Genomic DNA, 26,294 nt, shown 5'->3' with positions numbered 1-26,294 from the left:
CACGAATTGGCATAAGAGATGGTTGAAGTTTATTCGAAAAGATAGAACGGCAATCAATGGGCTCTCTGATCTTTTACTAGACAAATCCGTGTCAGCTGGCAGGAGAATGATAGTTGATGTCGAATATATTTAGTTAGACGATAAAAACTTAGGGGTGAGTCTATGTTTGTTAAAAGCATTATGAAACCTATACACAAATCATATGTAACTCAAAAAGAAGAATATCTGAAACAAGTATTGGAACGGTTGAATAAATATGACTTGCATGCAATGCCAGTCCTTGAAGACCAGAAATTCATCGGAATGATCTCCAGGGAAATCATCTACCGAGCTTATTTTGAAAGTGATCAGCAAAAAGAAGCATTCTTAAACGACTGTGTGGCAGGGGATGTTGCTTTATACAAGGAACTCTCAATAGATGATGAAGAAGTGTTTGAACGAACTCTTCCTTTATTTAAAGGGTTTCCATTGTTAGCCGTTGTAGATGGCCACCAGAACTTTAAAGGTCTAATTACACGGTTTGATGTCATAGAACAATTTGAAAGTGCATTCGGTGCTAAGAAGAAGGGAATACGAATTGCCTTTACCTCAGAAGAATCGGAAGGCCGAATAGAACGTTTAGGGGATATTATTAAAAGTTATCATGAAAATGTTATTTCACTTGCCACCTTTGATGAAACCGACAAACTTGCCCGCCGTATTGTTTTAAAGGTTGAAAATAGAGACAATATTGAGCAATTCACAAAAAAGCTGGAAAAAACGGGCTTTCGAATACTTAGCGTTAAAGAGGTATAAAAAAGGTCGCTGTGTGGGAGCACATGGCGGCCTTAATTGTGTCTCATCATAATGTTTAAATAAAAGTGTGATCTATATACGCTATTTTTATAGGGCTTTCCTTATAGGTTTATGGCTTATCTTCAAAATGAACCGCACAGCCGAATCTGATAAAGTAAGAATACACAGTCGCAAAGTTTCTATTAAAGATCCTTATACAATTTTTTATATTTCCGACATCCATAATCGCTTGATAAACGATCAAACACTTGCTAAGATCAATGACGTTGATGCTGTCATTATTGGTGGAGATCTGGCTGATCGCCGGGTGACTGGCAAGAAGCTTTCCGAAAACATCAAGCGATTACAAACTTGGGGCGCGCCGATATATTTTATCCCTGGCAACAATGACCACGAGTTTAAACCTGAACCCATTATTTCTTTCCTTAGAAAGAAAGGAGTTATTCCGCTTTCCAATGAGTGGACATATTTAGGGAGAAGCGGACTGACATTAAGCGGAATTGACCCTTACTTTAGTGAAGCATCCATACCTGCTCTGCTATCTTCACAGAAGGCAAACATATTGGTTGTCCATGAACCAGCTTTTTTAACGGAGTTTCCTGATTCTGTTTATGAAAGTTATGATCTAATCCTAACAGGTCACACTCATGGTGGTCAGATTAGAATTTTCGATAAAGGACCATACTCTCGCGGCCGATGGGAGGATGGAGTACGCACTTCTTACTTAAATAGTGAAGGTTATGGAACATCGTTAGTTCCGCTGAGGCTCGGTACTGCACCGGAAGTTCATTTGATAAGACTTACACCACACTAAATAGGCGAACAATTAATTAACTATTGTCCTATAGCACAATCATGGATATAATGCTAAAAAAAGTGCCATAATTAAAGCAGGTATCATAAGATATAGATAAAGGTATCCTTTACCGAGGGGGGCGATTACATGCGAGTAGAAAGAATGTCCAACGAAAAGTTCAAAATATTTTTGACTTTTGATGATTTAACGGACAGAGGTCTAACCCGTGATGAGTTATGGGAAGACCTTCCGAGGGTACATCGCGTGTTTAGTGATATGATGTATGATGCTGGCATTGAACTCGGTGTAGAGTTAAATGGAGTTCTTCTCGTTCAAGTTTATTTACTACAGGCCCAAGGCATGTTAGTAGTTGTTACAAAATCAGATTCTGATTATATGGAGGAAGATGAAGATTATATTGAAATGAAAGTGACATTAGATGAAAGTAATGAAATGATGTTTTGCTTTGATGAATTTGAGGATGTTATTCAGGCAGGCCTGCAACTGTATCAGTTAGGCGTTTACGGTGGAGATGTTTTTTCCTATCACAATCATTACTATATGATGCTGGATGATGAGACTATTGTGCATCTTGATCCTGAGCAGGTGATTGCCTTATTATCTGAGTTTGCCTCCGCTTCAGCTGTTACTTCCCACAGATTGATCGAATATGGAAAGATTGTTATGAAAAATGATGCAATGCAAAATATTTATACCTATTTTTCAAACTGATTTACAAAAAGAACGATGCTGTGATTAAGCTTCGTTCTTTTTATTTGTTTTTTTAAATAGAAGCAGTGTAGTGAACATGTTAAGATAATATGGAAGCGAACATAGTTTTTGGAGAAATGGAGTGTCAGGAATGAAGATTGCGGTTCTATATGGCGGTATTTCTGGTGAACGTGAAGTATCCCTCTCTACAGGTAAAGGAATTATTAAAGCGTTACAAAATAGGGGCCATGATGTTACTGGCATAGACTTCAACCCAGGTAGGTTGGATGAATTATTACAATTAAATGTTGATCTTGTATTTCTAGGATTACATGGTAAACACGGGGAAGACGGCAAGGTTCAAGGCTTGCTGGATATGCTTGAGATTCCTTACGTGGGCTCAGGAGTACTAGCTTCAGCATTAGCAATGGATAAATCAAAATCTAAACAAATATTTGCTAATAATGGAATTCTGACTGCTAAGAGTAAATCTTTTCATCAAGATCATTATAAAGATAAAAGCGAAATTGCTTCCGAAATTAAGTCAACTTTTTCGCTGCCTTTTGTAATTAAACCTAATCAGGAAGGATCTACGCTCGGGCTGTCTATTATTAAAGAAGAAGAACAAATTGAGCCAGCAATTGAAAAAGCCTTACTTTCAGATCCAGTAGTGTTAGTGGAGGATTATATTAGTGGCAGAGAAGTAACAGTACCTGTGGTAGGAAGTCAAGGGAACGAAAAGGCACTGCCTATTATAGAGATCATTCCTAAAAACGACTATTATGATTTTGATTCCAAGTACCAGCCGGGGGGAAGCGAACATATCGTACCAGCCGAAATAGAGCAAGCCCTAACAGATAGACTACAGGCAGAAGCGATTCAAGCACATCAGTTATTAGGTTGTAATGTATATTCCCGAGTTGATTTTATTATTAATGAAGAGCAGGAACCGATTATTCTTGAAGTGAATACGCTGCCTGGTATGACTCCGACCAGTCTTTTTCCTGATTCAGCCCAAGTTATTGGGTGGAGTTATGATGATCTTATTGAGCAATTTGTCACGCTTTCTTGTGAAAATAAAAGTAAATGAATGAAATCGCTTACAGTTCAGTTGAAATTGCGTATGAAATGACTCAAATTTGCTTTGCATAATAGTGCGTAAGGTGTATACTATTGACTGAAAGATGACCGTAAAGTGAATGGTTTGATATAGGAGGTAAATGCATGGTAGCCGAGAACGATCAATTTGATGTATTAAATTCCACTCAGACAGTGGTAAAAAAAGCACTTGATAAACTAGGGTATCCAAATGAAGTCTATGATCTTTTAAAAGAACCCGTTCGCATGATGGCAGTTCGAATTCCAGTGCGGATGGATGATGATTCGATAAAGATTTTTACTGGTTATCGTGCCCAGCATAATGACGCTGTTGGGCCAACTAAAGGTGGTGTTCGTTTTCACCCGAACGTCACAGAAAAAGAAGTAAAAGCACTGTCAATTTGGATGAGTTTAAAGGCAGGAATTGTTGATTTACCTTATGGCGGCGGTAAAGGTGGAATTGTGTGTGATCCACGAGAAATGTCCTTCAGGGAACTCGAAGGGATCAGTCGCGGATATGTTCGCGCCATCAGCCAAATCGTTGGACCGACAAAAGATATACCCGCACCGGACGTATTTACAAATTCGCAAATTATGGCTTGGATGATGGACGAATACAGCCGAATTGACGAATTTAACAATCCTGGGTTTATTACAGGAAAACCAATTGTGTTAGGTGGATCACATGGCAGGGAAACGGCAACTGCCAAAGGAGTTACCATCTGCATTGAAGAAGCAGCCAAGAAAAAAGGGATCGACGTAGAAGGTGCACGAGTTGTAGTGCAGGGCTTCGGAAATGCCGGTAGTTTTCTTGCTAAGTTCATGCATGACAAAGGAGCTAAAGTCATTGGTATTTCTGATGCCTACGGTGGACTGCATGATCCAGATGGGTTAGATATTGACTACTTACTTGATCGTCGTGATAGTTTCGGAACCGTAACCAATTTGTTTAAAAACACCATCACGAATGAAGAATTACTTGAACTTGATTGTGATATCCTCGTTCCAGCAGCGATTGAGAATCAGATTACAGAGAAAAATGCTAATAGCATAAAAGCAACAATCGTTGTTGAGGCAGCCAATGGACCAACAACACTTGAAGCAACTAAAATACTTTCTGATAGAGGCATCCTTCTCGTTCCAGATGTACTTGCATCAGCAGGCGGAGTTACGGTTTCCTATTTTGAATGGGTTCAAAATAACCAGGGCTACTATTGGACGGAAGAAGAAGTAGAAGAAAAGCTTCATAAAGTAATTGTTAAGGGCTTTGATAATGTTTTTCGAACCTCAGAAAACCGCAGGGTGGACATGAGACTTGCCGCCTACATGGTTGGCGTACGTAAAATGGCTGAGGCTTCTAGGTTCCGTGGATGGATATAAGTTGATTCCATTTGTTAAATCTCCTATCATTCATATGGTAGGAGATTTTCATTTGCAGGCAAGGAAAGAGGAGTGACAAGAGTGTTACATGAAAAGGTAATTATCATTGGGGCTGGACCCTGTGGAATGAGCGCAGCCATAGAATTAAAAAAACAAGGTATTGACCCGTTACTTATTGAAAAGGGTAATGTAGTCAATTCCATATATCACTACCCTACCCATCAAACATTTTTTAGTTCGAGTGAAAAGCTTGAAATTGGCGAGATCCCATTTATTACGGAGCGTCAAAAACCTGTACGAAACGAAGCTCTTTCCTATTACAGAGCAGTAGCTGAGCGTGAACAATTACGTGTAAATGCGTTTGAAAAAGTAACATCAGTTCAGAAATCAGAGAATGGTTTTCAACTTTGCACGGCTAAAAATACTGGGGAATCAGTAGAATACTTTGCTGAATACGTTATTGTGGCTACAGGGTATTACGACCAGCCAAACTATATGAATGTAAAAGGAGAAGATCTTGACAAAGTCAAGCATTACTTCAAAGAGGCCCATCCTTATTATGATAAAGACGTAGTCATTATAGGCGGGAAGAACTCTGCTGCGGATGCAGCTCTTGAGCTGGTAAAGGCAGGAGCAAAGGTATCGGTGCTTTATCGTGGGGAAGATTATTCAAAAAGTATTAAGCCATGGATTCTTCCACAATTCGAAGCACTTGTCCGAAAAGGAATCGTTCACATGGATTTCTGTGCAAATGTCTTAGAAATCAACAGCAAAGAAGTCAAATATGAATGTCAGGGAACAGAGAAGCGCATCAAGAATGACTTTGTTTTTGCTATGACAGGATATCGTCCAGATCATGAATTCCTAACAAGCATGGGAGTAACGATAGAGGAAGGATCAGGACGCCCATCATTCAATGAACATTCAATGGAGACGAATGTTCCTGGTATTTATATAGCAGGTGTAATAGCAGCAGGTTTCAATAATAATGAAATATTCATCGAGAATGGACGTTTTCATGGTGGTCAGATCGCACAAGATATCTCTCAAAAATAAAAACAGGGTCGTGGATATATTCCATGATCCTGTTTTTATCGTAAATTATGCTATTTACTGATTTTTAATAACTGAACATCGGAGATAATTCGATTGGATTGTTTGTCATTTCCAATGCCACCATAAGCTTGATTCTGGCTTTTGGTCCAGTAAGCCCATTTGCAAAGATAACTCCCATTTCCCTAAGTTGTCTCCCGCCCCCTTTGTAACTATAAGTGTCCTGTACAATACCTTGATAGCATCTGGAGACGAGCACAACAGGAATTCCCGCCTGTATGGTTTCCTTAATAGACCCGACTGTTTCCGGAGGCAAATTTCCTTGTCCTAATGCTTCAATTACCATTCCATCAATTCCGCCAGTTCGTGCCGCGTCAATTAATATCCCGTCCATGCCTGCATAAGCCTTAATCAGGGAAACCTTTTTGCTTATTTGTTGAATTGGATAAGAGTCGTGACTGGTTGTCTTATGATGAAAAAAAACATCCTGCTTCGTAGTGATACCTATAGGTCCATATTGAGGACTTTGAAAAGTTGCTACGTTACTCGTAGATGTTTTTGTTACATTACGTGCAGTATGGATTTCATCGTTCATGACAACTAATACACCTTTGTCCTGAGCCTCATCACAACTCGCAACACGGATAGCCGTTAATAAATTATAAAGTCCGTCTGAACCAATTTCATTACTTGAACGCATAGCCCCTGTAACAATGATTGGTTTTTTTGTTTGTAAAAACAAATCAAGAAAATAGGCTGTTTCTTCTAGAGTGTCGGTTCCGTGTGTAATCACGATTCCATCAAACCTATCTTTTGCCAGCTTCTCATGAATAAAGCGGCCCAGCATTAACATGTGATCTGGCCGGATATGGGGAGATGGGAGATGAAACAAAAATTCATCTTCAATAATTGTTGTTCCCGACAAAAAAGAAGAAATCTCTTCTAAAGGATGATTACCATCCGTATTAACTTCACCTGTTTCTTTATTTTCTTTCATAGAAATTGTTCCACCTGTATGAATGATCAAAATCCGTTTCATACGTTATCACCTGCCTACTCGTTTCTTATTCCTTTTCTTACTTCTTCATGATACGATGAATTGAGTGGGAAAGAAAGAGAGGGCGGATGGATTATGGCCATACTAACCGTGGCGATTGCTCCGGCTATTGCACTTATGACCTTTATTTATTTAAGTAAGCGGATAGAACTTGAGCCCTTGCCTCTAATCATACGAATGTTTATATTTGGTGCACTTCTAGTATTTCCGCTGCTGTTTATTCAATATGCTTTCGAAAGTGAAGGCTTGTTTCAAACACCCCTATTAAAATCGTTCTTCTTAGCCGGACTGTTAGAAGAATTTTTTAAATGGTTTGTTTTTATGTTCGTTATTTTTTATCACACTTCATTTGACCATCATTATGATGGAATTATTTATGGGGTCGCGATTAGTTTAGGATTTGCCACGCTGGAAAATATTATCTACCTATTTGCAAATGGAATCGAATTTGCTTTCTTCCGTGCTCTATTCCCTGTTTCTTCCCATGCATTATTTGGTGTGTTGATGGGTTATTATATGGGGAAGGCAAAGTTTTCTTCCAAACACCGTAAATTACATATCTTTTTAGCGTTTCTCATTCCTTTTTTACTGCATAGTTTCTATGGTTACTTTGTTGTTTCAAATGAATGGCTTTATTATGTCATTCCGTTCATGATTATTCTCTGGTTAATTGGTGTGCGAAAAATCAAATTAGCGAACCAGCATCATGAACAGCTTATTCATACGTATAAAAATGAGTAGTCTCCTTTTTCATTAAGGGAGGCTTTTTTATTTACTATCCACCTATCTTACAGGAATAGCTTTCACATGTATAAAGTAGCAACTTTGATAAAAACTAACGCTACAAATATATGTAATGGTCAGGGGTGGAAGCAAGATGATTTGGAAAAATACAGTGATGTTTTGTTTAATGTTTGTATTATTCATTCAACCATTTGCTGAGTTGAATCATATCAAACCAGTTCATGCCTTTTCCAATCAAGTCATTCAACACGGTGCTGTTGGCGATGATGTGATTGAATTGCAGGCTCGTTTGCAATATTTAGGATTTTACAATGGAGAGATTGACGGAGTGTTTGGTTGGGGAACGTACTGGGCTCTTCGAAATTTTCAATATGAATTTGGAATGAAAGTGGATGGTCTGGCTGGTCCTAAGGTCAAAGAAAAATTAGTAGAAGCCAGCGAGTATGATAAAGGGTATGTTAAGAAGCAAATCCGTCAAGGTAACGACTTCACTCATTATGGAGGCATGCCTAATAAACAACAGACAGAACAGCCTTCGAAAGAACAACAGTCACAACAGCAACAACAACAGCCGGCATCTCCACCACAGGAACCAACCGCGGTTAATGTTCCAAGTGGTTATTCACAGAATGATATCCAGCTGATGGCAAATGCTGTTCACGGTGAAGCCCGAGGTGAAGCATATATCGGGCAAGTAGCTGTTGCAGCGGTGATCTTAAATCGGGTGGAAAGTGCATCGTTTCCCAACTCGATTTCAGGAGTAATTTTTGAACCGCGTGCATTCACAGCAGTTAGTGACGGTCAAATTTGGTTAACGCCGGATGAAACATCAAAACGTGCTGTCCTCGATGCCATTAATGGCTGGGACCCATCAGGCGGAGCTTTGTATTATTTTAACCCGAATACAGCTACATCTGATTGGATATGGTCACGACCGCAGATTAAGCGAATTGGAAAACATATATTCTGTATGTAAATAGGAGGTGGGAACATGTTTCGCTGGATTACAATAACTGTGTTAGCAATCACGATAATCGGTCTTGGAGTTTTTGGATATAAAGAACATCAAGAAAAAAATGCCATACTTTTACAAGCAGAGAACAATTATCAACGTGCCTTTCATGAGCTTACCTATGACATGGATTTGTTGCATGACAAGATTGGGGCCACGTTGGCTATGAATACGAGAGCTCAAATTTCCCCGCAATTGGCGGAGATTTGGAGACTTACATCTGAAGCTAAATCAAATGTAGGGCAGCTCCCATTAACATTGCTTCCCTTTAATAAGACTGAAGAGTTTTTAGCTAATATTGGAGATTTTTCGTACAATACGGCTGTAAGGGATTTAGAAAAAAAACCTCTTACGGAAGAGGAATTAAAGGGTCTTGAAGCTCTTTATAAACAATCAGGTGAAATTAAGAAAGAACTCCGACAGGTTCAAAGCATGGTATTAAGCGAGAATCTGCGCTGGATGGATGTACAGCTGGCTTTAGCAACAAGTGACGAAAATGGTGATAATACGATTATCAATGGGTTTAAAACTGTTGAGAAATCTATGGAAGGGTATCACGAAACCAATATGCAGACTGGTATTGTTTCAACTGGTTCAGAAAAGGAATTAAATAAAATTAAAGGGGAAAAGATTACCAAAGAACAAGCCAGAGGTATTGCGACTAAATGGTTGAAAGGTGTTGACAAGTCGGACTTAACGCTTACCAGTAGTGGTAAAGGCGCAAATATTGATACGTTTACAGCTTCCTACCAAAAAGGTGATACAAACGGCTATATTGATATAACGAAAAAAGGCGGTCACCCATTAACAGTTATGATCAGCCGGAAGGTAAAAGAGCCCAAGATCAGCCTGTATAAAGGATCTGAGAAAGCCAAGTCGTATTTAGAACGGATTAACTTAACTGATGTAGAACTGGTTGAAAGTAATCAGTATGAGCACGTGGGTGTCTATCGATTTGTCTACAGCAAAGACGGTATTCGTCATTATCCTGACTCTGTTAGAGTAAAAGTAGCACTCGATAATGGAGATCTGCTTGGCCTCACAGCTATCGATTATTATAGCCACCACGATGATGATGCATTAAAAGAACCAGCGATTTCTGAAGAGGAAGCACGAGAAAAAGTAAATCCGAATCTGGAAATTCGTGAACAACACTTATCTGTGATCGAAAATGAAGCGGAAGAGCAAGTGCTTTGTTATGAGTTTATGACAACTATGGATAACGAAACCTATCGGATTTTTATTAACGCATGGGATGGAACTGAGGAGAAAGTAGAAATTCTCCATTCCGTTGAACCTAAATTTAAAACTTCTCTTTAAGAAGAGGGCTGCACAAAATGAAATGTACCCCAAATTTTTGATAATATACGAAAGTTTGGGGGCACTTCATGGAGCAGCTCTCTATTTTTATGTTTAGTATTTGAACTTCATTAACTAATTCTTTTATCCCTGTTATTCCTTTTTGAAGGAAGTTTTGCGATAATATATGTAATACTAAAGTCGCACTGAAGAGAGGGATGGGTATTATGAAAGTGGGGACCCCCATCACATTGGAATTGTATAAACGAAGTCAAAACGAACCGGAAAGGTACAAGTGTAAACTTGTTGATAAAGAAAAAAATTATATTTTTATTGATTACCCTGTAAAAATGGACTCTGGGAAAACCAGCTTCTTCTTCGAGGGAACTGAATTTTACGCTAACTTCTTGGGGGAAGACAGCTCGGTTTATCGGTTTGAGACAGAAGTAGTGGCAAGGAAGGTTGTAAATATACCTGTGCTCGTATTGACGTCCCCAGATATTGACCATCTTGAACGAATCCAGAGACGAAAATACGTAAGAGTAGAAGCATCTGTTGATACGGCCATCCAAACAGAGGATAAGCCGATGAAGAGTTTCACTACCGTTACTCAGGATATCAGCGGAGGCGGAGCTGCTATCATACCTTCGGGCTATCATAGTCTTTTACCTGGCCAGATGTTGAACGTCACCTTGGTCTTAGCCATGAATTCCGGGCAGTACCGATATATTGAAACAAAGGGAAAGGTTATTAGAGCTGGGACATCTAAGGGGAGGCAGAACAGTGTTTCGATTGAGTTTATCGACATTACTGAAAAGAATCGCCAAGCTATTATTCAGTATTGTTATGAGCAGCAGATGTATATGAAAAGACGAACGGTAAATTAGTCACATTATAATGGAATTCCGTGTAGTTTTTTGTTATTCTTTAAAGGAATAAATAAAGTGATTTACGTATATAGCAGGCTATTAATACGTAAGATACAAGCGCGCTTTCTTCTAAGTAGGTGCGCTTTCGTATGTGGCACTGAGAAGATGGAGGAAAATTTTTATGAAACCTGATTTACCTTTAGCAATAGCAATTGATGGGCCGGCCGCAGCAGGAAAAAGTACTGTAGCGAAACGAGTGGCGCATCAATTATCGTACATTTACATAGATACAGGAGCGATGTATCGTTCGTTAACACTTAAGGCGATACGATTAGGTGCGGATCTTGAAAAAGAAACTGAGCTGGCTGATTTATTAAAAACTACAGATATAGAGCTCATCCAAAAACATGACGGCCAACATGTGATGATGGACGACCAGGATGTTTCCCTCGATATTCGGACAAATGAAGTAACTAGCCAGGTTTCTATCGTGGCCAAACATCGTGAAGTACGTGAAGAAATGGTGAAGAGACAGCAAGAACTCGTAGAGGAACGCGGAGTGGTAATGGATGGCCGCGATATCGGAACACATGTAATTCCAGATGCAGAGGTTAAAATATTTATGATTGCTTCTGTAGAGGAGAGGGCTGAACGCCGTCATAAAGAAAACCTTGAGAAAGGTTTTACTTCTGATTTGGATCAGTTAAAGATGGAGATTAGAAAACGCGATGAAATTGATTCAAAACGAGAGACAGCTCCATTAGTGAAAGCAGAGGATGCGATCGAAGTTGATACGACTTCGCTGACAATCGACGAGGTTGTCAGCCAAATCGTTATGATTGTAAAGAAAAAGCAAATCAGGGAGGGATAAAGTGTGAATTTGTACAAATTGGGGAAATTAGTCTGTAGTCTCGTTTTCTTTCCTTTGTATCGAATCAAAGTAGTCGGCAAAAAAAATATACCTAAGGATGGGCCTGTAATCATTTGTTCGAATCATATTTCTAATTTTGATCCTCCTGTTGTTGGGATTACAAACAGTCGTAATGTTTATTTTTTAGCAAAAGAAGAACTTTTTAAAACCCGCTTTCTCGAAAAACTGCTAAAAAGCGTAAATGCTTTTCCGATCAAACGCGGAATGCGCGACCGAAATGCTCTAAGAAAAGGTCTGGAGATTCTTAAAGATAACCACACCCTTGGTCTGTTTCCAGAAGGATCCAGACAGAAAAATGGTGTAGTAGGAGAAGGACTGGCAGGAGCGGGTTTCTTTGCGCTAAGATCTAATGCCCAAATTGTTCCTTGTGCCATCATTGGGCCTTATCAGAAATTCAAACCGCTTAAAGTGGTGTATGGGAAACCGATTGATATGACTGAATACCGCGAGCAAAAAGCATCTGCTAAAGTCGTTACAGATCGAATAATGGAAGAAATCAGACAATTGCATGAATTTCATCGTAAAAAAGCATAATCACTTGACAAACTGCTCCAAATATTAGAAGTTAGACAAAAGGGCATTTCTGTATTTTGGTTGTGTCGGAAATTGAAGGAGGTAGCTTGGTATGGATGAAATGAACCATGAAGTATCAGGAATGAAAGAATTTTCTGCAGGGGATATCGTGACTGGTAAGGTCGTGAAGATTGAAGAAAAACAAGTCCTTGTAGATGTTGGATATAAAGTGGAAGGAATTGTTCCCATCAGTGAATTATCCAGCTTGCATGTAGAAAAGGCTTCCGACGTAGTACACGAAGGAGACGAGTTAACTCTGCAGGTTAAAAAAGTAGAAGATGATGAAATCGTTCTTTCAAAAAGAGCGGTAGATGCAGATCAGGCTTGGCAGGAACTTGAAGCTAAGTTTGAGAGCGGAGAAATCTTCGAAGCAGAAGTAAAAGACGTCGTTAAAGGTGGACTAGTCGTGGATATTGGTCTCCGTGGCTTCATCCCAGCTTCCTTAGTAGAGACGTATTACGTTGAAGATTTTGAAGAATATAAAGGAAGAAACCTTAGTTTGAAAGTGGTTGAACTTGACCGCGAACAAAATCGTGTCATTCTTTCTCACCGTGCCGTAGTTGAAGCAGAAGAGTCTTCCAGAAAACAGGAAGTACTGCAGTCACTTGAGGAAGGACAGGTTATCGAAGGAACTGTTCAAAGACTGACGGACTTTGGTGCCTTTGTCAATCTGGGAGGTATTGATGGGCTTGTGCATATCTCTCAACTTTCCCATGAACATGTGGAGAAATCTTCAGATGTAGTCGAAGAAGGGCAAACTGTCAATGTGAAGGTTCTTTCTGTAGATCGAGATAATGAAAGGATTTCACTTTCTTTAAAAGCCACTCAGCCTGGTCCTTGGCATGACATTGAGGAGCGTGTCAATCAGGGAGAAGTGCTCGAAGGAACTGTAAGAAGACTTGTTAGCTTCGGAGCATTTGTTGAGGTGCTTCCAGGGGTGGAAGGTTTAGTGCATATTTCACAAATCTCCAACCGCCATATTGGTACACCTGGGGAAGTTCTTGAAGAAGGACAAACTGTAAACGTTAAAGTACTTGATGTGGACGGTGGTGCTAAACGCCTTTCATTAAGTATGAAAGAGCTTGAACGAGACCAAAGCCGTGAAGAGATTAAACAGTATCAGAAAGAAGAAGACAGTTCAGGCTTCTCTCTCAGCGATATGATCGGTGATCAATTAGACAAATATAAAAAATAGTGGATGGTGATAGATATGTCAAGATCGCAAAGAAAACTTGACCATATCCGTCACGCACTCAGTCATAAAAGAGATGCATATAATCATTTTGATGATATTGAATTAATTCATCAAAGCCTTACCGATTTGCATTGGGAGCATCTCGATTTAAGTACGAAAGTAGGGGAACTTAACTTAAGTTCCCCTCTTTTTATTAACGCGATGACGGGTGGAGGCGGAAAGAAAACGATAGAGATTAACCAAAGCCTGGCACGGGTCTCAGCTCAAACAGGCATCGGCATGGCAGTTGGCTCTCAAATGGCTGCAATTAAAGATAAAATAGAACGGCCAAGCTTTGAAATCGTACGAAAAGAGAATCCTAATGGGGTAATTTTAGCAAATGTAGGCAGTGAGGCATCAGTAGAACAAGCATTAGATGCGGTGGATATGATTAAGGCTGACGCATTACAAATTCACGTGAACACATTACAGGAATTAATTATGCCGGAGGGTGATCGTGATTTTACGAAACGTTCAATAAATATTGAAAATATTGTCCGTTCCCTTCATATTCCTGTGATTATAAAAGAAGTAGGCTATGGGATGAGCAAGGAAACAGTTGATCATTTTAGCTCATTAGGGGTTACATATATAGATGTTGGAGGAAGAGGAGGGACAAACTTCTCACGCGTTGAAAACCTGCGGCGTGAGCAGCCTTTGAGTTCGTTTGAGAATTGGGGAATTCCTACTCCTATATCGTTAATGGAGGCCGGCCATATTACAAAGAACCTTCATATGTTGGCTTCTGGTGGAATTCGCAACGGGCTGGATGGTGCTAAAGCGTTAGTCCTTGGAGCGGATGCATTTGGGATGGCTGGCTCTTTACTCCGTACTCTTGTCGAGCAGGGTGAACAAGCAGTCGTCTCAGATATTCATTTTATAACGAGAGAGTTGAAAATGGCCATGATGCTGTTAGGGGCTTCAGAAATTAGCAGTTTACGAGGGAAGCCTCACGTGACAACAGGAAAAACAAAAGATTGGATAGAACAGAGAAGCCTGAGGCTTAAGGATTGATTTTACGTTTACTGAAGGAGGTTTGCCGCCATACTAGGAATGTAGGAGGAGAGGGATATGGCGGTTACTTACTATTGGTATGCCTGGTTTTTAATGATACTTGCATACTTTTTCCTAAATCGAAACACCATAAAGCGAGATATACTTATAGTGTTCATTGCGTTTCAAATGATTAGTTTTTCCCATCTGAATAATAATCATGATGTATCCACTTATACATTGCTTGGGGTGCTTTCCCTGTTTGGACTTATATTCTGGATTGAACAAAAGCAACTTTGGTATCATGCCTTACCCTTTTCCTTTAGTCTATTATGTGCCGGAGTTCAGCTGTTTTTCTTAGTTAATCCTGTATGGTCACTTTTTCCTGCTATACAGTGGCTGCTCGTCGGGGTTATTTATATTGTTCATAAGATGGGGTTCCCTTTCTATAGCCAGATAGGTTTGTGGATATTAGTAAATTCCTTAGGAACCATATGGTCAACTTTAGTTTTGACCTACTATCAGACCGCTGATTATATGAATTTAATTGAAATGAATCTAGTAATAGGAAAAGGGATTATATTGCTATTTCTCTTACAGGGGATTTACCAAATCAAACGATCATTAGTAAAACTAAAACGTCAACAGCGTAATAAACGCAGAATTTATGCATAAACAAACCTATCATCTTCAATGTCAAATGATAAGAAAGCAATTGTATATTTATTAAGAATTTGCTACTATAATAAAGTTAGATGATGTCTGCTGTTCTTATGGCTGGAAGCTAAAAGGGCTTCTCCATTAAAGAGCAGTATTTTTTTGTAAGAAATAAGTCATATTAAAATTAACTTGGATGAAAGAAAGGATGATCCTTTCATGAGAAAATCAGTTATCGCAATTGTCGGACGGCCTAATGTCGGGAAATCAACTATTTTTAATCGACTGGTGGGGGACCGAATTTCAATTGTAGAAGATACGCCGGGTGTTACCCGTGATCGTATATATGCTGAGGCTGAATGGTTAACTACGAACTTTAATCTCATTGATACAGGTGGAATTGAATTAGGAGATGAGCCTCTGCTTGTGCAGATGAGGGCCCAGGCTCAAGTTGCTATTGATGAGGCTGATGTTATTATTTTTATGGTAAATGGCAGAGATGGCATTACTGGGGCTGATGAAGAAGTAGCCAAACTTTTATTTAAATCTAATAAACCAGTTGTGCTGGCGGTAAACAAGGTTGATAATCCTGAAATGCGGGAAAATATTTATGAATTCTATTCTCTAGGGTTTGGGGAACTATTTCCGATCTCAGGTACCCATGGATTAGGTTTAGGTGACCTGCTGGATGCGGCAGTTGAACATTTCCCTGAACTCAATCAAACAGAGGAAGATGAGGACATTATCCGATTTAGTTTGATTGGCAGACCGAATGTAGGCAAATCCTCTTTAGTGAATTCTTTACTAGGTCAAGATCGTGTTATCGTAAGTAAGATAGCAGGAACGACTCGAGACGCGATTGATACACCGTTTACGAAAGATGGAAAAGACTTCGTTATCATTGATACAGCGGGCATGCGTAAACGGGGTAAAATTTATGAGGCTACTGAAAAATACAGTATAATTCGGGCATTAAAAGCAATTGAAAGATCAGATGTAGTTTTATCATTGATTGATGCAGAGGCAGGCATTCAGGAGCAGGATAAAAAAATTGCCGGCTATGCTCACGAAGCTGGTAAAGCAGTGGTCATTGTTGTGAATAAATGGGATACCGTTGAAACAGACGAAAAAACAATGAAAGAATTTGAAGATGATATCCGTTCAAACTTTAGGTTTTTGGATTATGCTCAAATTGTATTTCTATCCGCTAAAACCAAAAAACGGACACATACTTTATTACCTAGAGTACTTGAAGCAAGCGAAAATCATGCTAAACGGGTTCAATCCAGTGTTTTAAATGAAGTCATTATGGATGCACTGGCCATGAATCCGACCCCATCGATTAAGGGCCAAAAGCTTAAAATTTTCTATGCTACACAGGTATCTGTAAAACCGCCGAGTTTTGTGGTATTTGTAAATGATCCGGAATTGATGCACTTCACCTATGAACGATTTCTGGAAAACCGAATTCGTGAAGCATTTGGATTTGAAGGAACACCTATAAAGATTTTTGCTAGAAGGAGAAGTTAAATAAATTCGAGAGGAGAATGGAATCATGGAAAAGGTTGCTGTATTAGGAGCAGGAAGCTGGGGAACAGCGCTGGCCCTCGTGTTAGCAGATAATGGCCATGAGGTTCATCTTTGGACACATCGCGAGGATCATGCTGAAGAAATGAACAGAACTCATAGAAATGAACGATATTTAAAGGATATCACAATTCCAGAGAATATTACTGCATATTCGGATCTAGCTGCGGTGACGTCTGATGTAAAACACATTATTCTTGTTGTGCCAACGAAAGCAATGCGTGAAGTGTGTCAACAGCTTATTCCTCATCTATCCCAAAAAGTAACGATTACTCACGCATCGAAAGGAATAGAACCGGAGACGTATAAGCGTGTGTCTGAAGTTATATCAGAAGAAATTCCAGCAGAGTTGTATCATGATATTGTTGTCCTTTCTGGTCCAAGCCATGCAGAGGAAGTAAGTTTAAAACACCCGACTACAGTAACGGTCTCGGCTAAAGACTTGAACATTGCTTCCACAGTGCAGGATTTATTTATTAATGAACAGTTCAGAGTTTACACGTCACCAGATTTGGTCGGTGTTGAGCTCGGCGGAGCGTTAAAGAATATTATTGCACTTGGTGCCGGTATTTCTGATGGTCTTGGATTTGGAGACAATGCTAAGGCAGCTTTAATTACGAGAGGCCTAGCCGAAGTTGCAAGACTAGGAACCTCTATGGGGGCAAATCCTCTAACTTTCTCAGGCCTGACAGGAATTGGCGATTTGATCGTTACGTGTACAAGTTCACATAGTCGAAATTGGCGAGCTGGTTATAAACTTGGCCAAGGAGCCAATCTGGATCAAGTACTTGAGGATATGGGCATGGTTGTAGAAGGGGTTCGCACTACGAAAGCTGCTTTTCAACTCTCCAAAACACAGAATGTAGATATGCCGATAACAGCTGGGATTTACAGTGTCTTATTTGAAGAAGCTGATCCCAAAGATGTTGTGACTCAGCTAATGACTCGAATTCGACGTCGTGAAATGGAGGACTTAACAAATATTTTAGATGATCAAATGCATAACTAACACATCGCTCTTCTCGTGCATATACTACCAAGAAACAATTGCACGAGGAGGTCAAAATAATGAGCGGTTTTCAGAAGAATATCTTTGATCATTTGCAAAAGAAAGCAAACATCAACCCAGATGATGTTTATAAAGTGGCGGACTCTGTAAAGCATGCTGACTTTACTGATGAAAAAACAGTCCGCCAATTAGTCAAGCAGTTATCATCTATTGCTGGTAAGCCTGTTTCAAAACAAAAAGAAGACAAAATTGTGGAGGCAATTGTTAAGCAAAATATGCCTCTAGATATGAATACGCTTAGTAAATTTTTAAAAGGATAGTAATATGTAGGCGCTTTTAGGAGGCGGTCCCTTGCTAAGACGCATACAATAACCCGTAGCTTTTATTATGAAAGAGCTAAATGGGGAATTATTTAGTCGTGCCGGAGCTTTTAAGCTCCGGATTTTTTGTCTACGCTCGATGGACAACCTATGATATAATACCTCAGAGTGCTTATGAGTATAGGAGGAAATAGCATGTCTTTATCCATGTTAAAGATGTACATATCGTTTGCTGGAATACTTTCTTTATTTATTGCAATAGGACTGATTTACATAAGTCGCTACAAGTCTAAAGGGCTGTTTTCTATAATTACTGGAATTTTCGCCTACTTATTTATGATTTTTGGCGGAATTGTAATCATGTATATTGTATTTAGTGGTCCAACGTCATAATGTAATAAGGAGGTCAACCATATGAATATTTTAAAGTTGATGATAATACCTCTAATCGCTTTTTTATTAACAGGCTGTTTATATCCAGATTCAAAGCTAGAGAAGAATCAGATGCCCAATCAGGCGCAATTAAATACGATTCAAAAAGCTGTTGATCAGTACAGAAAGCAGGAATCAGGATTGTTGCCCATTAAAACGAAAGACCAGGATACCCCTATTTTCTTAAAGTACCCGATAGACTTTAGCAAACTTCAGCAAAATGGACTGATCGGTGAGGCTCCTGGAACTGCATTTATCAATGGCGGTAACTATGAATACACATTGATTACTCCTGAAAAGAACCCAACGGTGAAACTGGTTGATTTGCGAACATCAGAGGCTATTCGTTCATTGAAAACGAAGGTTCGATTTTATCAGCAAGAACATAAATACCCGCCCTTTAAGGAACAGATTGCAAAGGGTGTCTATAGCTTGGATTATGAAGCGTTGGGGCTTGACGAACCGCCTGCAGTAGATAGTCCTTATTCTCAACAGATGCTGCCGATTTACATTAATGAGCGTGGAAAGCTCTTTATTGATTATAGAAAAGATTTGTATGAATATATACGTAATAAAGATCACAACTATACAACAGGGGACGACATCCGGTATTTACTTACAGATTATGCCCCGTTTGCCCCCGCCTATTCTGAACCATATTCCATAAAAAATGGTGAGCCTATCTTTATGTCTCAGCTTCCATCATAATTGTCTTAAAGAGTCTGGGACATAAGTAAAGCGATAATACCAAATAACCAACGATGTAAAATTGAATAGTTTAAATGCAGATCATTAGCGTAGTCAAAATACGTAGACTCCTGTGGGAACAGCGCGAGCCAAAGATCCCGCAGGAAAGCGTTCTTTGCTTTCCGAGGAAGCTGCGGCCGTGCCCACGGAAAGCGAAGTGTTTTGGCGGAGCGATGGTAGAATTCTTTTTTAGTCACACACAAATAATCCGAACTGATTTCAATAGAAATGTTCGGATTATTTTATGTTTTATTCAGTTTTGTCCAAGCCATGGAAGTGAATTTGTTTTTCGTAGGCTTAATCAATTGTGCATGATTCGCACCTCCGTCTAATAAATATAGATAACTTCTAAAATATCTGGCATAATCCGATAGCAACCAGTCATAGAATGAGAGTGTCCAGGCTTGTATGAGGTGAAATATTATCTGGGAGGGGATCCTTTGGAGAAGGTAGATATCTTTAGCGATATTTCCAAACGGACGAATGGAGATATTTATTTAGGGGTAGTCGGTGCTGTACGTACAGGAAAATCGACGTTTATAAAAAAATTTATGGAGCTTGTAGTCATTCCAAATATGGAAGAGGAATCGGAAAGAGAGAGAGCTCTGGATGAACTTCCTCAGAGTGCGGCCGGTAAGACAATTATGACAACAGAGCCTAAATTTGTACCTAATCAGGCTGCCACAATTAATATTGATGAACACTTAGACATTCGAGTAAGAATGGTAGACTGTGTAGGTTATGCGGTAGATGGAGCGGTTGGCTATGAGGATGAACATGGACCTAGAATGGTTCATACACCATGGTATGAAGAGGCTATACCTTTTCATGAAGCAGCAGAAATAGGCACACATAAAGTGATTCAGGAGCACTCTACGATTGGTGTGGTCGTCACAACGGATGGAACAATCGGGGAAATTGCCCGTGAAGATTACGTCGCTTCAGAGGAAAAGATCGTTGAGGAACTTCGTGAGGTTGGTAAGCCATTTATTATGGTCGTAAACTCTGCACAGCCTCATCATGAAAGCACAGAAAGACTTAGACAGGAACTGGCTGAGAAATATGACATTCCAGTACTTGCTTTATCTGTGGAAAGCATGCGTGAGCAGGATGTGCAGAACGTACTTCGTGAAGCCTTGTTTGAATTTCCTGTTCTAGAGGTGAACGTCAATTTACCTAGCTGGGTGATGGTGCTTGATTCCAGACACTGGCTGCGGAATAATTTACAAAATGCAATTGAAGAGACGGTTCAGGATATTAAACGGCTCCGTGATGTTGATCATGTTATCGGAAATTTTGACCAGTATGAGCATATTACGGGCGCCCATATTTCGGGGATGGATCTTGGTGAAGGCGTTGCAGAAATTGATTTGCAGGCCCCTGAACACTTATATGATCATGTGTTGAAAGAGATCGTTGGGGAGGAAATTAGAGGAAAGGACCACCTTCTTGAAATTATGCAGGACTTTGCGCATGCAAAGCGAGAATATGATCAAGTTGCAGATGCGTTGCAAATGGTGAAACAGACAGGATATGGAATCGCAGCACCAACCCTTGAGGACATGGCCTTGGATGAACCGGAAATCATTAGACAAGGCTCAAGGTTTGGTGTCAGGCTAAAAGCGGTAGCTCCATCGATCCATATGGTTAAAGTGGATGTACAATCAGAGTTCTCTCCGATTATAGGCACAGAGAAACAAAGTGAAGAGCTTGTTCGTTATTTAATGCAAGACTTTGAAGAAGATCCACTTTCCATTTGGAATTCGGATATTTTTGGAAGATCTCTAAGCTCCATCGTAAGAGAAGGGATTCAAGCAAAACTTTCACTTATGCCAGAAAATGCCAGATACAAATTGAAAGATACACTAGAGAGAATCATCAATGAAGGATCTGGCGGAATGATTGCGATTATCTTATAACGGCTCCTAAGCGGGCCGTTTTTAATTTTTTTTGAAAAAAATTATCTGCTTAGATGGATTTTTGCAGCAACATACAATCTTAAAGTGTAAATTTCAATAAAAACCTCCTAAAACCTTGATATAATAGGGTTTAGGAGGTTTTTGCTGTTCGGGCATTATCGCTGAAAACAACCTTATAAAACGGTTGAAAAACTAGGAGAATCGCTTTACTATGCGATTTATAAACGATTCTCTATTGAATTATGTGGCAAACTCGTTTATTATAAGGCTTGTCATCACATGATGACTGTTAAATAAGCATTTTAAGTGAAAGTAATTTCACTTGAATGAAAGCAACCTTCTTGGGAGGAGGTGAATGTCATGAATAAAACTGATCTAATTAACGCTGTATCAGAAAAAGCAGAGCTTTCTAAGAAAGATGCAACTCAAGCAGTTGACTCTGTATTTGAATCTATCATGGGATCACTAAAAGATGGTGAGAAAGTACAGCTAATCGGATTCGGTAACTTCGAAGTACGTGAGCGTGCGGCTCGTAAAGGTCGTAACCCACAAACAGGTGAAGAAATCGAAATTTCCGCAAGCAAAGTTCCTGCTTTCAAACCAGGCAAGGCTCTTAAAGACGCCGTTAAATAATGGCTACATAGGGCCGAAAGGGTGCTAACTTTAGCACCCTTTTTTTGATAGCAAAAAGCGTGAATCTTTGACATAATATAAGGAATAAGAGATAGTATGACTAGAAGAAAGGGGATAGATTGATGACTGCATCCGAAAATGATTTTTTCGTAATAAAAGCTGAAGAGGACGGTGTGAACGTAATAGGGTTAACCAGAGGCACGGACACTCGCTTCCATCATTCAGAAAAACTAGATCGTGGAGAAATAATGATTGCCCAGTTTACTGAGCATACCTCAGCTGTTAAAGTTCGGGGCAAGGCCATCATTCAAACTCGTCATGGAGAGATGTCAACAGAAGCAGAGTAATTTTGCCATGTTTAGATCTTATCCTACATAACAACAGCTTCACGCATCGATTTATGGTATAATTGATGTGCTTTAACCGTGTTTATGAAAGGGATCAGGTGATATAGGTGAACACATCAGAAGTGAATCTCAAACAATTAAAACAAAAAATTGCCTCTCAAGTTCGCCACCCCTTTTTGGCGAAATTTATTCCAGAGCCAGTTATTGATGAAGACAAGCTGGTTATTCTGTCTTCTATCATGGATCATACAACCCTATCTCCTGTGAAAAAAGAACAGTACGTGATTACAACGATGCTTGTTCAAATCGCTCTCGACACTCATGATCTTGTCACATTGACTGACGATGATGATGAGAAGGAAACGATTCGTACACGCCAACTCACTGTGCTTGCCGGTGACTATTACAGTGGCCTATATTACTATTTGCTATCACAGCTTAACGATATACCTATGATTCGAACACTAGCTGGAGCGATTAAGGAAATTAATGAATTAAAAATGGAGCTCTATTACAAAGATGTAGACTCGTTCCAGGAGTTTTTAATCTCCTTAAAGAAAATTGAATCCTTGTTAATTCAACGAGTAGCCTCGTATGTACAAAAGACGACTATTAATGATATGGCAGGAGAGTGGCTGTTAGCGAAAAGACTGATTGATGAGAAGACAAGCTATCAGGAAGGTAAATTTTCTCCACTGATAGATAGGCTGGTTAGAAAACCAGAATCAAGCGGTCAAGTGATGGTAAGTCTAGAGCAAATGCTGCAAAAACATATCACTCGCCTAGAAGCTACCGTATCTCAGCTTCCGATTCATTTTAATTGGTTAAAATCTTATATCCATACCGCTATTCATCACAAATTTTATGAGAAGCATATTGTAGAGGAAGGGTAAATGATGCAGCAACAGACAAAGGAAGAACGTGTTCATCACGTATTCGAGAAAATCTACAAGCGTTATGATCGTATGAATTCTATTATTTCCTTCCAACAGCACAGACTATGGCGTAAAGAGGTCATGAAGCGAATGAACGTTTCTAAAGGGGATCATACGCTTGATGTATGCTGCGGGACTGGAGATTGGACTATGGCGCTGGCTGAAGAGGTCGGGCCTTCAGGGAAGGTAGTAGGCCTTGACTTTAGTGTAAATATGCTCTCAGTTGGCATAAAAAAGAAGCTGCAATCTAAAATGAAACATGTAGAGTTTGAGCACGGGAATGCTATGGAACTGCCATTTGACGATGATCAGTTTGATTTTGTCACGATTGGCTTCGGGTTGAGAAATGTACCGGATTACCTGCAAGTATTAAAAGAAATGCATCGTGTGGTGAAGCCTGGCGGCAAGGTAGTTTGTTTAGAAACATCACAACCAGAGAGCCCTGTATTTAAACGACTTTACTATTTTTACTTCAGAAACATTATGCCGCTATTTGGTAAGTTGTTTGCTAAGAGTTATCAGGAATACAGTTGGCTTCATGAATCAGCAAAAGATTTTCCAGGTAAGGATGAGCTAGCAGCAATGTTTCAACAAGCAGGGCTGACTAATGTTAAGGTGAAGTCGTTTACAGGCGGAGTCGCCGCTATGCACCTCGGGGAAAAGCAATCGTTATGATCAAGGATGAAGAAATATGAAATTAGCCATGATTTACTCTTTTTTAAAGCAAGATTTATATAAAATTGAAGAGGCAGTTAACGAAACGATCCAATCGGAGAATCCCGTTCTAAGAGAAGCCTCCAGTCAGCTGCTAAAAGCAGGTGGAAAACGGATACGGCCGGTTTTTGTTTTACTGGCAGGCAAATTCGGAGATTATAATCTTGAGCGGATGAAAGCGGTCGCTGTGTCACTCGAACTTATACATACGGCTTCGCTCGTTCATGACGATGTAATTGATGAAGCAGAATTGCGAAGAGGCGAACCTACTATTAAATCTAAATGGGATAATCGAATTGCCATGTACACTGGGGATTACATTTTTGCTCGTTCACTGGAAAACTTATCGACTCTTGATAACCCTAGAGCACACCAGATTTTAGCAAAGACAATGGTGGAGTTATGTCTCGGTGAAATTGAACAAATCCAGGACAAATATAATGTAGAGCAGAATTTCAGGAACTATTTGCGCCGAATAAAAAGAAAAACAGCTATTCTTATTGCCGCCAGCTGTCGGCTGGGGGCTATTGCTGCAAATGTTTCAAAGGAAGAAGAGCTAGCATTATACCGCTACGGCTACTATGTTGGGATGTCTTATCAAATTATTGACGATGTGCTGGATTTTACCGCCTCCGAGAAAGAACTGGGTAAACCAGCTGGCAGTGATTTACTGCAAGGAAATATAACCTTGCCAGTTCTATTTTCTCTTGAAGATAGTAAGTTTAAAGAGCAAACTCAACATGTGTTTAATAGTAACACTGAGCTTACTTCTGCTGCCATCGAGCCGCTAATTAAAGAGATCCAGTCCAACGGTTCAATTCAACGTTCCCTGGCAGTAAGTGATCAATATTTAAATAAGGCTTATGAATCATTGGAAAAGTTACCAAATATTCGTGCTAAGCAAACCTTAAAAGGAATTGCCAAGTATATTGGTAAAAGACGTGCATAATGGATTGCCACAATCCAATTTCTTTGGTAGAATCTTTATTGGCGCTTGTTAAAAGCGCTTTCAAATCATACATAATCATGGGGTGGTAAATATGGAAAAGACTTTTCTAATGGTTAAACCAGACGGCGTACAAAGAAATCTAATCGGAGAAATTGTAGCTAAGTTCGAAAAAAAAGGCTATAAACTAGTTGGAGCAAAACTAATGACAATTAAAGACTCCCTTGCAGAAGAACATTATGGTGAGCATCGTGATAAACCTTTCTTTGGAGAACTTGTTAGTTTTATCACTTCCGGACCAGTATTTGCTATGGTATGGGAAGGTGAGAATGTTATTGCTACAGCGAGGCAAATGATGGGAGCAACTAATCCTAAGGATGCCACAACAGGAACGATCCGCGGTGATTATGGTGTAACAGTTGGAAAGAACGTGATTCATGGTTCAGATTCCATTGAAAGCGCTGAACGCGAAATCAATCTATTTTTCGAACAAGCAGAACTTAACACTTATAACAAAGACAACTCAGCCTGGGTTTATTAATACGACGAAAAATTCGCCTTGTTTAAAGGCGTTTTTTTTATGGCTAAATGATTTACACATCCTATTCGTTGCAGTAATCTATTAAGATAAACAGAGGGTAAGGAGTATGATACATGAGTCATGACTACCAGGAATTTGTAGCTAATTTCAAACTGAAATCAGGAATTGATTTATATCTTTATAAAGAGGCGCAGATGAAACGGAGGTTAACGTCCTTACGTGATAAAAAGGGATTTGCGGATTTTCAAGAATACTATAGGTCTTTACATAAAAATCCGGGTTTGTTTAATGAATTATTAGACAGAATTACGATCAATGTTTCCGAGTTCTACCGGAATAGACAGAGGTGGGAAGTTCTCGAAAATAAAGTTGTACCACATCTACTAAAAAAGCGTAAACATATAAAAATTTGGAGCGCGGCTTGTTCAACGGGAGAGGAGCCGTATACGTTAGCTATCATACTTAATCAATACCTTCCCATTGATCAAATTAAAATTGTTGCTACAGATATTGATGAAAAGGCTATTCAGCGAGCCAAACTTGGAGTTTATCCTGAACGAGCTTTAAGAGAAATGCCAGAAAAAATGAAGCAGAAGTATTTTACAAAGCAACAAAGTTTATATAAAATTAGCAACAATATAAAATCATGTGTTACTTTTAAAAAACATAATTTGCTGGCTGACCAGTATGAACCGCAAAATGATTTGATCGTATGCAGAAACGTTCTTATTTACTTTACAGAAGATGCGAAATCAACGATCTACACTAAATTTAGTAAAGCTTTAAATAAAGATGGCATCTTCTTTGTAGGAAGCACAGAACAAATATTTTCCCCACATCAATACCGGTTAAAATCTTTTGATACATTTTTTTATAGAAAGGATTAAACAGGGTCCGTTCGTTACAAGCCTTTGTAATCAAGGAGTTTAACCGAAGTTTTTTTATTATTTTTTAGAACTTTG

The 26,294-nt window shown here is 39.4% G+C and carries 29 protein-coding genes; 28 read left to right on the top strand and 1 reads right to left on the bottom strand.

Annotation, left to right across the window (positions count from 1 at the left end; genetic code table 11):
* The first annotated feature begins 162 nt into the window (after positions 1-162).
* The 6 genes from B5354_RS17905 to B5354_RS17880 all read left to right on the top strand — a co-directional run bounded on the left by B5354_RS17905 (position 163) and on the right by B5354_RS17880 (position 5,836).
* Positions 163-795, top strand: coding sequence for a CBS domain-containing protein (locus tag B5354_RS17905; protein ID WP_079530154.1), 633 nt, complete (start codon positions 163-165; stop codon positions 793-795).
* Between the two features lie 127 nt (positions 796-922).
* Positions 923-1,609, top strand: a complete 687-nt coding sequence (locus B5354_RS17900) for a metallophosphoesterase (protein ID WP_079530153.1) — start codon at positions 923-925, stop codon at positions 1,607-1,609.
* Positions 1,610-1,738: 129 nt separating this feature from the next.
* On the top strand, positions 1,739-2,323 hold the full coding sequence (locus B5354_RS17895) for a genetic competence negative regulator (protein ID WP_079530152.1): 585 nt from the start codon (positions 1,739-1,741) through the stop codon (positions 2,321-2,323).
* Between the two features lie 130 nt (positions 2,324-2,453).
* Positions 2,454-3,392, top strand: a complete 939-nt coding sequence (locus B5354_RS17890) for a D-alanine--D-alanine ligase (RefSeq protein WP_079530151.1) — start codon at positions 2,454-2,456, stop codon at positions 3,390-3,392.
* 134 nt (positions 3,393-3,526) lie between these two features.
* A complete protein-coding gene (locus B5354_RS17885) occupies positions 3,527-4,780 on the top strand; it encodes a Glu/Leu/Phe/Val family dehydrogenase (protein ID WP_079530150.1) in 1,254 nt (417 codons plus the stop codon).
* A gap of 81 nt (positions 4,781-4,861) precedes the next feature.
* Positions 4,862-5,836 (top strand): YpdA family putative bacillithiol disulfide reductase, encoded by a 975-nt coding sequence (locus tag B5354_RS17880; RefSeq protein ID WP_139377164.1) that lies wholly within the window; start codon positions 4,862-4,864, stop codon positions 5,834-5,836.
* A gap of 64 nt (positions 5,837-5,900) precedes the next feature.
* On the opposite strand, the gene B5354_RS17875 is transcribed toward B5354_RS17880, so the two are convergent.
* Positions 5,901-6,872, bottom strand: coding sequence for an asparaginase (locus tag B5354_RS17875; RefSeq protein ID WP_079530149.1), 972 nt, complete (start codon positions 6,870-6,872; stop codon positions 5,901-5,903).
* A 90-nt stretch (positions 6,873-6,962) separates the two neighbouring features.
* Here B5354_RS17875 and prsW point away from each other — a divergent pair, with 90 nt between their 5' ends.
* From prsW to B5354_RS17765, 22 genes are all read left to right on the top strand, one after another.
* The gene (gene prsW, locus B5354_RS17870) at positions 6,963-7,631 is read left to right on the top strand and encodes a glutamic-type intramembrane protease PrsW (RefSeq protein WP_079530632.1); all 669 of its coding nucleotides are present in this window, start codon (positions 6,963-6,965) and stop codon (positions 7,629-7,631) included.
* 169 nt (positions 7,632-7,800) lie between these two features.
* Positions 7,801-8,610: a spore cortex-lytic enzyme gene (gene sleB, locus B5354_RS17865; RefSeq protein ID WP_245804843.1), complete on the top strand. Its 810-nt coding sequence runs from the start codon at positions 7,801-7,803 to the stop codon at positions 8,608-8,610.
* A gap of 15 nt (positions 8,611-8,625) precedes the next feature.
* A complete protein-coding gene (gene ypeB, locus B5354_RS17860; RefSeq protein WP_079530147.1) occupies positions 8,626-9,966 on the top strand; it encodes a germination protein YpeB in 1,341 nt (446 codons plus the stop codon).
* A gap of 206 nt (positions 9,967-10,172) precedes the next feature.
* Positions 10,173-10,832 (top strand): flagellar brake protein, encoded by a 660-nt coding sequence (locus tag B5354_RS17855; protein WP_176142532.1) that lies wholly within the window; start codon positions 10,173-10,175, stop codon positions 10,830-10,832.
* 163 nt (positions 10,833-10,995) lie between these two features.
* A complete protein-coding gene (cmk, locus tag B5354_RS17850) occupies positions 10,996-11,685 on the top strand; it encodes a (d)CMP kinase (RefSeq protein WP_079530145.1) in 690 nt (229 codons plus the stop codon).
* 3 nt (positions 11,686-11,688) lie between these two features.
* The gene (locus B5354_RS17845) at positions 11,689-12,279 is read left to right on the top strand and encodes a lysophospholipid acyltransferase family protein (RefSeq protein ID WP_079530144.1); all 591 of its coding nucleotides are present in this window, start codon (positions 11,689-11,691) and stop codon (positions 12,277-12,279) included.
* Positions 12,280-12,370: 91 nt separating this feature from the next.
* A complete protein-coding gene (rpsA, locus tag B5354_RS17840; protein WP_079530143.1) occupies positions 12,371-13,513 on the top strand; it encodes a 30S ribosomal protein S1 in 1,143 nt (380 codons plus the stop codon).
* Between the two features lie 15 nt (positions 13,514-13,528).
* The gene (gene fni / locus B5354_RS17835) at positions 13,529-14,566 is read left to right on the top strand and encodes a type 2 isopentenyl-diphosphate Delta-isomerase (RefSeq protein WP_079530142.1); all 1,038 of its coding nucleotides are present in this window, start codon (positions 13,529-13,531) and stop codon (positions 14,564-14,566) included.
* Positions 14,567-14,623: 57 nt separating this feature from the next.
* Positions 14,624-15,220 (top strand): YphA family membrane protein, encoded by a 597-nt coding sequence (locus tag B5354_RS17830; RefSeq protein WP_079530141.1) that lies wholly within the window; start codon positions 14,624-14,626, stop codon positions 15,218-15,220.
* 201 nt (positions 15,221-15,421) lie between these two features.
* Complete coding sequence (der, locus tag B5354_RS17825; RefSeq protein ID WP_079530140.1) at positions 15,422-16,732, top strand: ribosome biogenesis GTPase Der; 1,311 nt, start codon at positions 15,422-15,424, stop codon at positions 16,730-16,732.
* A gap of 25 nt (positions 16,733-16,757) precedes the next feature.
* Complete coding sequence (locus B5354_RS17820) at positions 16,758-17,798, top strand: NAD(P)H-dependent glycerol-3-phosphate dehydrogenase (protein ID WP_079530139.1); 1,041 nt, start codon at positions 16,758-16,760, stop codon at positions 17,796-17,798.
* Between the two features lie 59 nt (positions 17,799-17,857).
* Positions 17,858-18,118, top strand: a complete 261-nt coding sequence (locus B5354_RS17815) for a stage VI sporulation protein F (protein WP_079530138.1) — start codon at positions 17,858-17,860, stop codon at positions 18,116-18,118.
* Positions 18,119-18,313: 195 nt separating this feature from the next.
* Complete coding sequence (locus B5354_RS17810) at positions 18,314-18,511, top strand: DUF2768 domain-containing protein (protein ID WP_079530137.1); 198 nt, start codon at positions 18,314-18,316, stop codon at positions 18,509-18,511.
* Between the two features lie 21 nt (positions 18,512-18,532).
* Positions 18,533-19,258 (top strand): hypothetical protein, encoded by a 726-nt coding sequence (locus B5354_RS17805; protein WP_079530136.1) that lies wholly within the window; start codon positions 18,533-18,535, stop codon positions 19,256-19,258.
* A gap of 479 nt (positions 19,259-19,737) precedes the next feature.
* Positions 19,738-21,216, top strand: a complete 1,479-nt coding sequence (gene spoIVA / locus B5354_RS17800) for a stage IV sporulation protein A (protein ID WP_079530135.1) — start codon at positions 19,738-19,740, stop codon at positions 21,214-21,216.
* Positions 21,217-21,576: 360 nt separating this feature from the next.
* Positions 21,577-21,849: an HU family DNA-binding protein gene (locus B5354_RS17795; RefSeq protein WP_079530134.1), complete on the top strand. Its 273-nt coding sequence runs from the start codon at positions 21,577-21,579 to the stop codon at positions 21,847-21,849.
* Between the two features lie 122 nt (positions 21,850-21,971).
* A complete protein-coding gene (gene mtrB / locus B5354_RS17790; RefSeq protein WP_079530133.1) occupies positions 21,972-22,196 on the top strand; it encodes a trp RNA-binding attenuation protein MtrB in 225 nt (74 codons plus the stop codon).
* A gap of 107 nt (positions 22,197-22,303) precedes the next feature.
* Positions 22,304-23,089 (top strand): heptaprenyl diphosphate synthase component 1, encoded by a 786-nt coding sequence (locus B5354_RS17785; protein WP_245804819.1) that lies wholly within the window; start codon positions 22,304-22,306, stop codon positions 23,087-23,089.
* A gap of 3 nt (positions 23,090-23,092) precedes the next feature.
* The gene (locus B5354_RS17780) at positions 23,093-23,806 is read left to right on the top strand and encodes a demethylmenaquinone methyltransferase (protein ID WP_079530631.1); all 714 of its coding nucleotides are present in this window, start codon (positions 23,093-23,095) and stop codon (positions 23,804-23,806) included.
* A 16-nt stretch (positions 23,807-23,822) separates the two neighbouring features.
* Positions 23,823-24,794, top strand: coding sequence for a heptaprenyl diphosphate synthase component II (gene hepT / locus B5354_RS17775; protein WP_079530132.1), 972 nt, complete (start codon positions 23,823-23,825; stop codon positions 24,792-24,794).
* A 91-nt stretch (positions 24,795-24,885) separates the two neighbouring features.
* Positions 24,886-25,332 carry a nucleoside-diphosphate kinase gene (gene ndk / locus B5354_RS17770; protein WP_079530131.1) on the top strand — a complete coding sequence of 149 codons (447 nt, stop codon included), beginning with the start codon at positions 24,886-24,888 and terminating at the stop codon, positions 25,330-25,332.
* Positions 25,333-25,445: 113 nt separating this feature from the next.
* Positions 25,446-26,219 carry a CheR family methyltransferase gene (locus tag B5354_RS17765; RefSeq protein WP_079530130.1) on the top strand — a complete coding sequence of 258 codons (774 nt, stop codon included), beginning with the start codon at positions 25,446-25,448 and terminating at the stop codon, positions 26,217-26,219.
* Positions 26,220-26,294 lie beyond the last annotated feature (75 nt).

Origin of the sequence: Halobacillus hunanensis, assembly GCF_900166655.1 — a bacterium.
Lineage (GTDB): Bacteria > Bacillota > Bacilli > Bacillales > Halobacillaceae > Halobacillus_A > Halobacillus_A hunanensis.
This window is presented reverse-complemented; position numbering and strand designations above follow the sequence as displayed.

Coding starts and splice junctions, on each gene's coding strand:
- B5354_RS17905 (WP_079530154.1), top strand. CDS start 163: ATGTTTGTTAAAAGCATTATGAAACCTATACACAAATCATATGTAACT.
- B5354_RS17900 (WP_079530153.1), top strand. CDS start 923: ATGAACCGCACAGCCGAATCTGATAAAGTAAGAATACACAGTCGCAAA.
- B5354_RS17895 (WP_079530152.1), top strand. CDS start 1,739: ATGCGAGTAGAAAGAATGTCCAACGAAAAGTTCAAAATATTTTTGACT.
- B5354_RS17890 (WP_079530151.1), top strand. CDS start 2,454: ATGAAGATTGCGGTTCTATATGGCGGTATTTCTGGTGAACGTGAAGTA.
- B5354_RS17885 (WP_079530150.1), top strand. CDS start 3,527: ATGGTAGCCGAGAACGATCAATTTGATGTATTAAATTCCACTCAGACA.
- B5354_RS17875 (WP_079530149.1), bottom strand. CDS start 6,872: ATGAAACGGATTTTGATCATTCATACAGGTGGAACAATTTCTATGAAA.
- sleB (WP_245804843.1), top strand. CDS start 7,801: ATGTTTGTATTATTCATTCAACCATTTGCTGAGTTGAATCATATCAAA.
- ypeB (WP_079530147.1), top strand. CDS start 8,626: ATGTTTCGCTGGATTACAATAACTGTGTTAGCAATCACGATAATCGGT.
- B5354_RS17855 (WP_176142532.1), top strand. CDS start 10,173: ATGAAAGTGGGGACCCCCATCACATTGGAATTGTATAAACGAAGTCAA.
- cmk (WP_079530145.1), top strand. CDS start 10,996: ATGAAACCTGATTTACCTTTAGCAATAGCAATTGATGGGCCGGCCGCA.
- rpsA (WP_079530143.1), top strand. CDS start 12,371: ATGGATGAAATGAACCATGAAGTATCAGGAATGAAAGAATTTTCTGCA.
- fni (WP_079530142.1), top strand. CDS start 13,529: ATGTCAAGATCGCAAAGAAAACTTGACCATATCCGTCACGCACTCAGT.
- B5354_RS17830 (WP_079530141.1), top strand. CDS start 14,624: ATGGCGGTTACTTACTATTGGTATGCCTGGTTTTTAATGATACTTGCA.
- der (WP_079530140.1), top strand. CDS start 15,422: ATGAGAAAATCAGTTATCGCAATTGTCGGACGGCCTAATGTCGGGAAA.
- B5354_RS17820 (WP_079530139.1), top strand. CDS start 16,758: ATGGAAAAGGTTGCTGTATTAGGAGCAGGAAGCTGGGGAACAGCGCTG.
- B5354_RS17815 (WP_079530138.1), top strand. CDS start 17,858: ATGAGCGGTTTTCAGAAGAATATCTTTGATCATTTGCAAAAGAAAGCA.
- B5354_RS17810 (WP_079530137.1), top strand. CDS start 18,314: ATGTCTTTATCCATGTTAAAGATGTACATATCGTTTGCTGGAATACTT.
- B5354_RS17805 (WP_079530136.1), top strand. CDS start 18,533: ATGAATATTTTAAAGTTGATGATAATACCTCTAATCGCTTTTTTATTA.
- B5354_RS17795 (WP_079530134.1), top strand. CDS start 21,577: ATGAATAAAACTGATCTAATTAACGCTGTATCAGAAAAAGCAGAGCTT.
- mtrB (WP_079530133.1), top strand. CDS start 21,972: ATGACTGCATCCGAAAATGATTTTTTCGTAATAAAAGCTGAAGAGGAC.
- B5354_RS17780 (WP_079530631.1), top strand. CDS start 23,093: ATGCAGCAACAGACAAAGGAAGAACGTGTTCATCACGTATTCGAGAAA.
- hepT (WP_079530132.1), top strand. CDS start 23,823: ATGAAATTAGCCATGATTTACTCTTTTTTAAAGCAAGATTTATATAAA.
- ndk (WP_079530131.1), top strand. CDS start 24,886: ATGGAAAAGACTTTTCTAATGGTTAAACCAGACGGCGTACAAAGAAAT.
- B5354_RS17765 (WP_079530130.1), top strand. CDS start 25,446: ATGAGTCATGACTACCAGGAATTTGTAGCTAATTTCAAACTGAAATCA.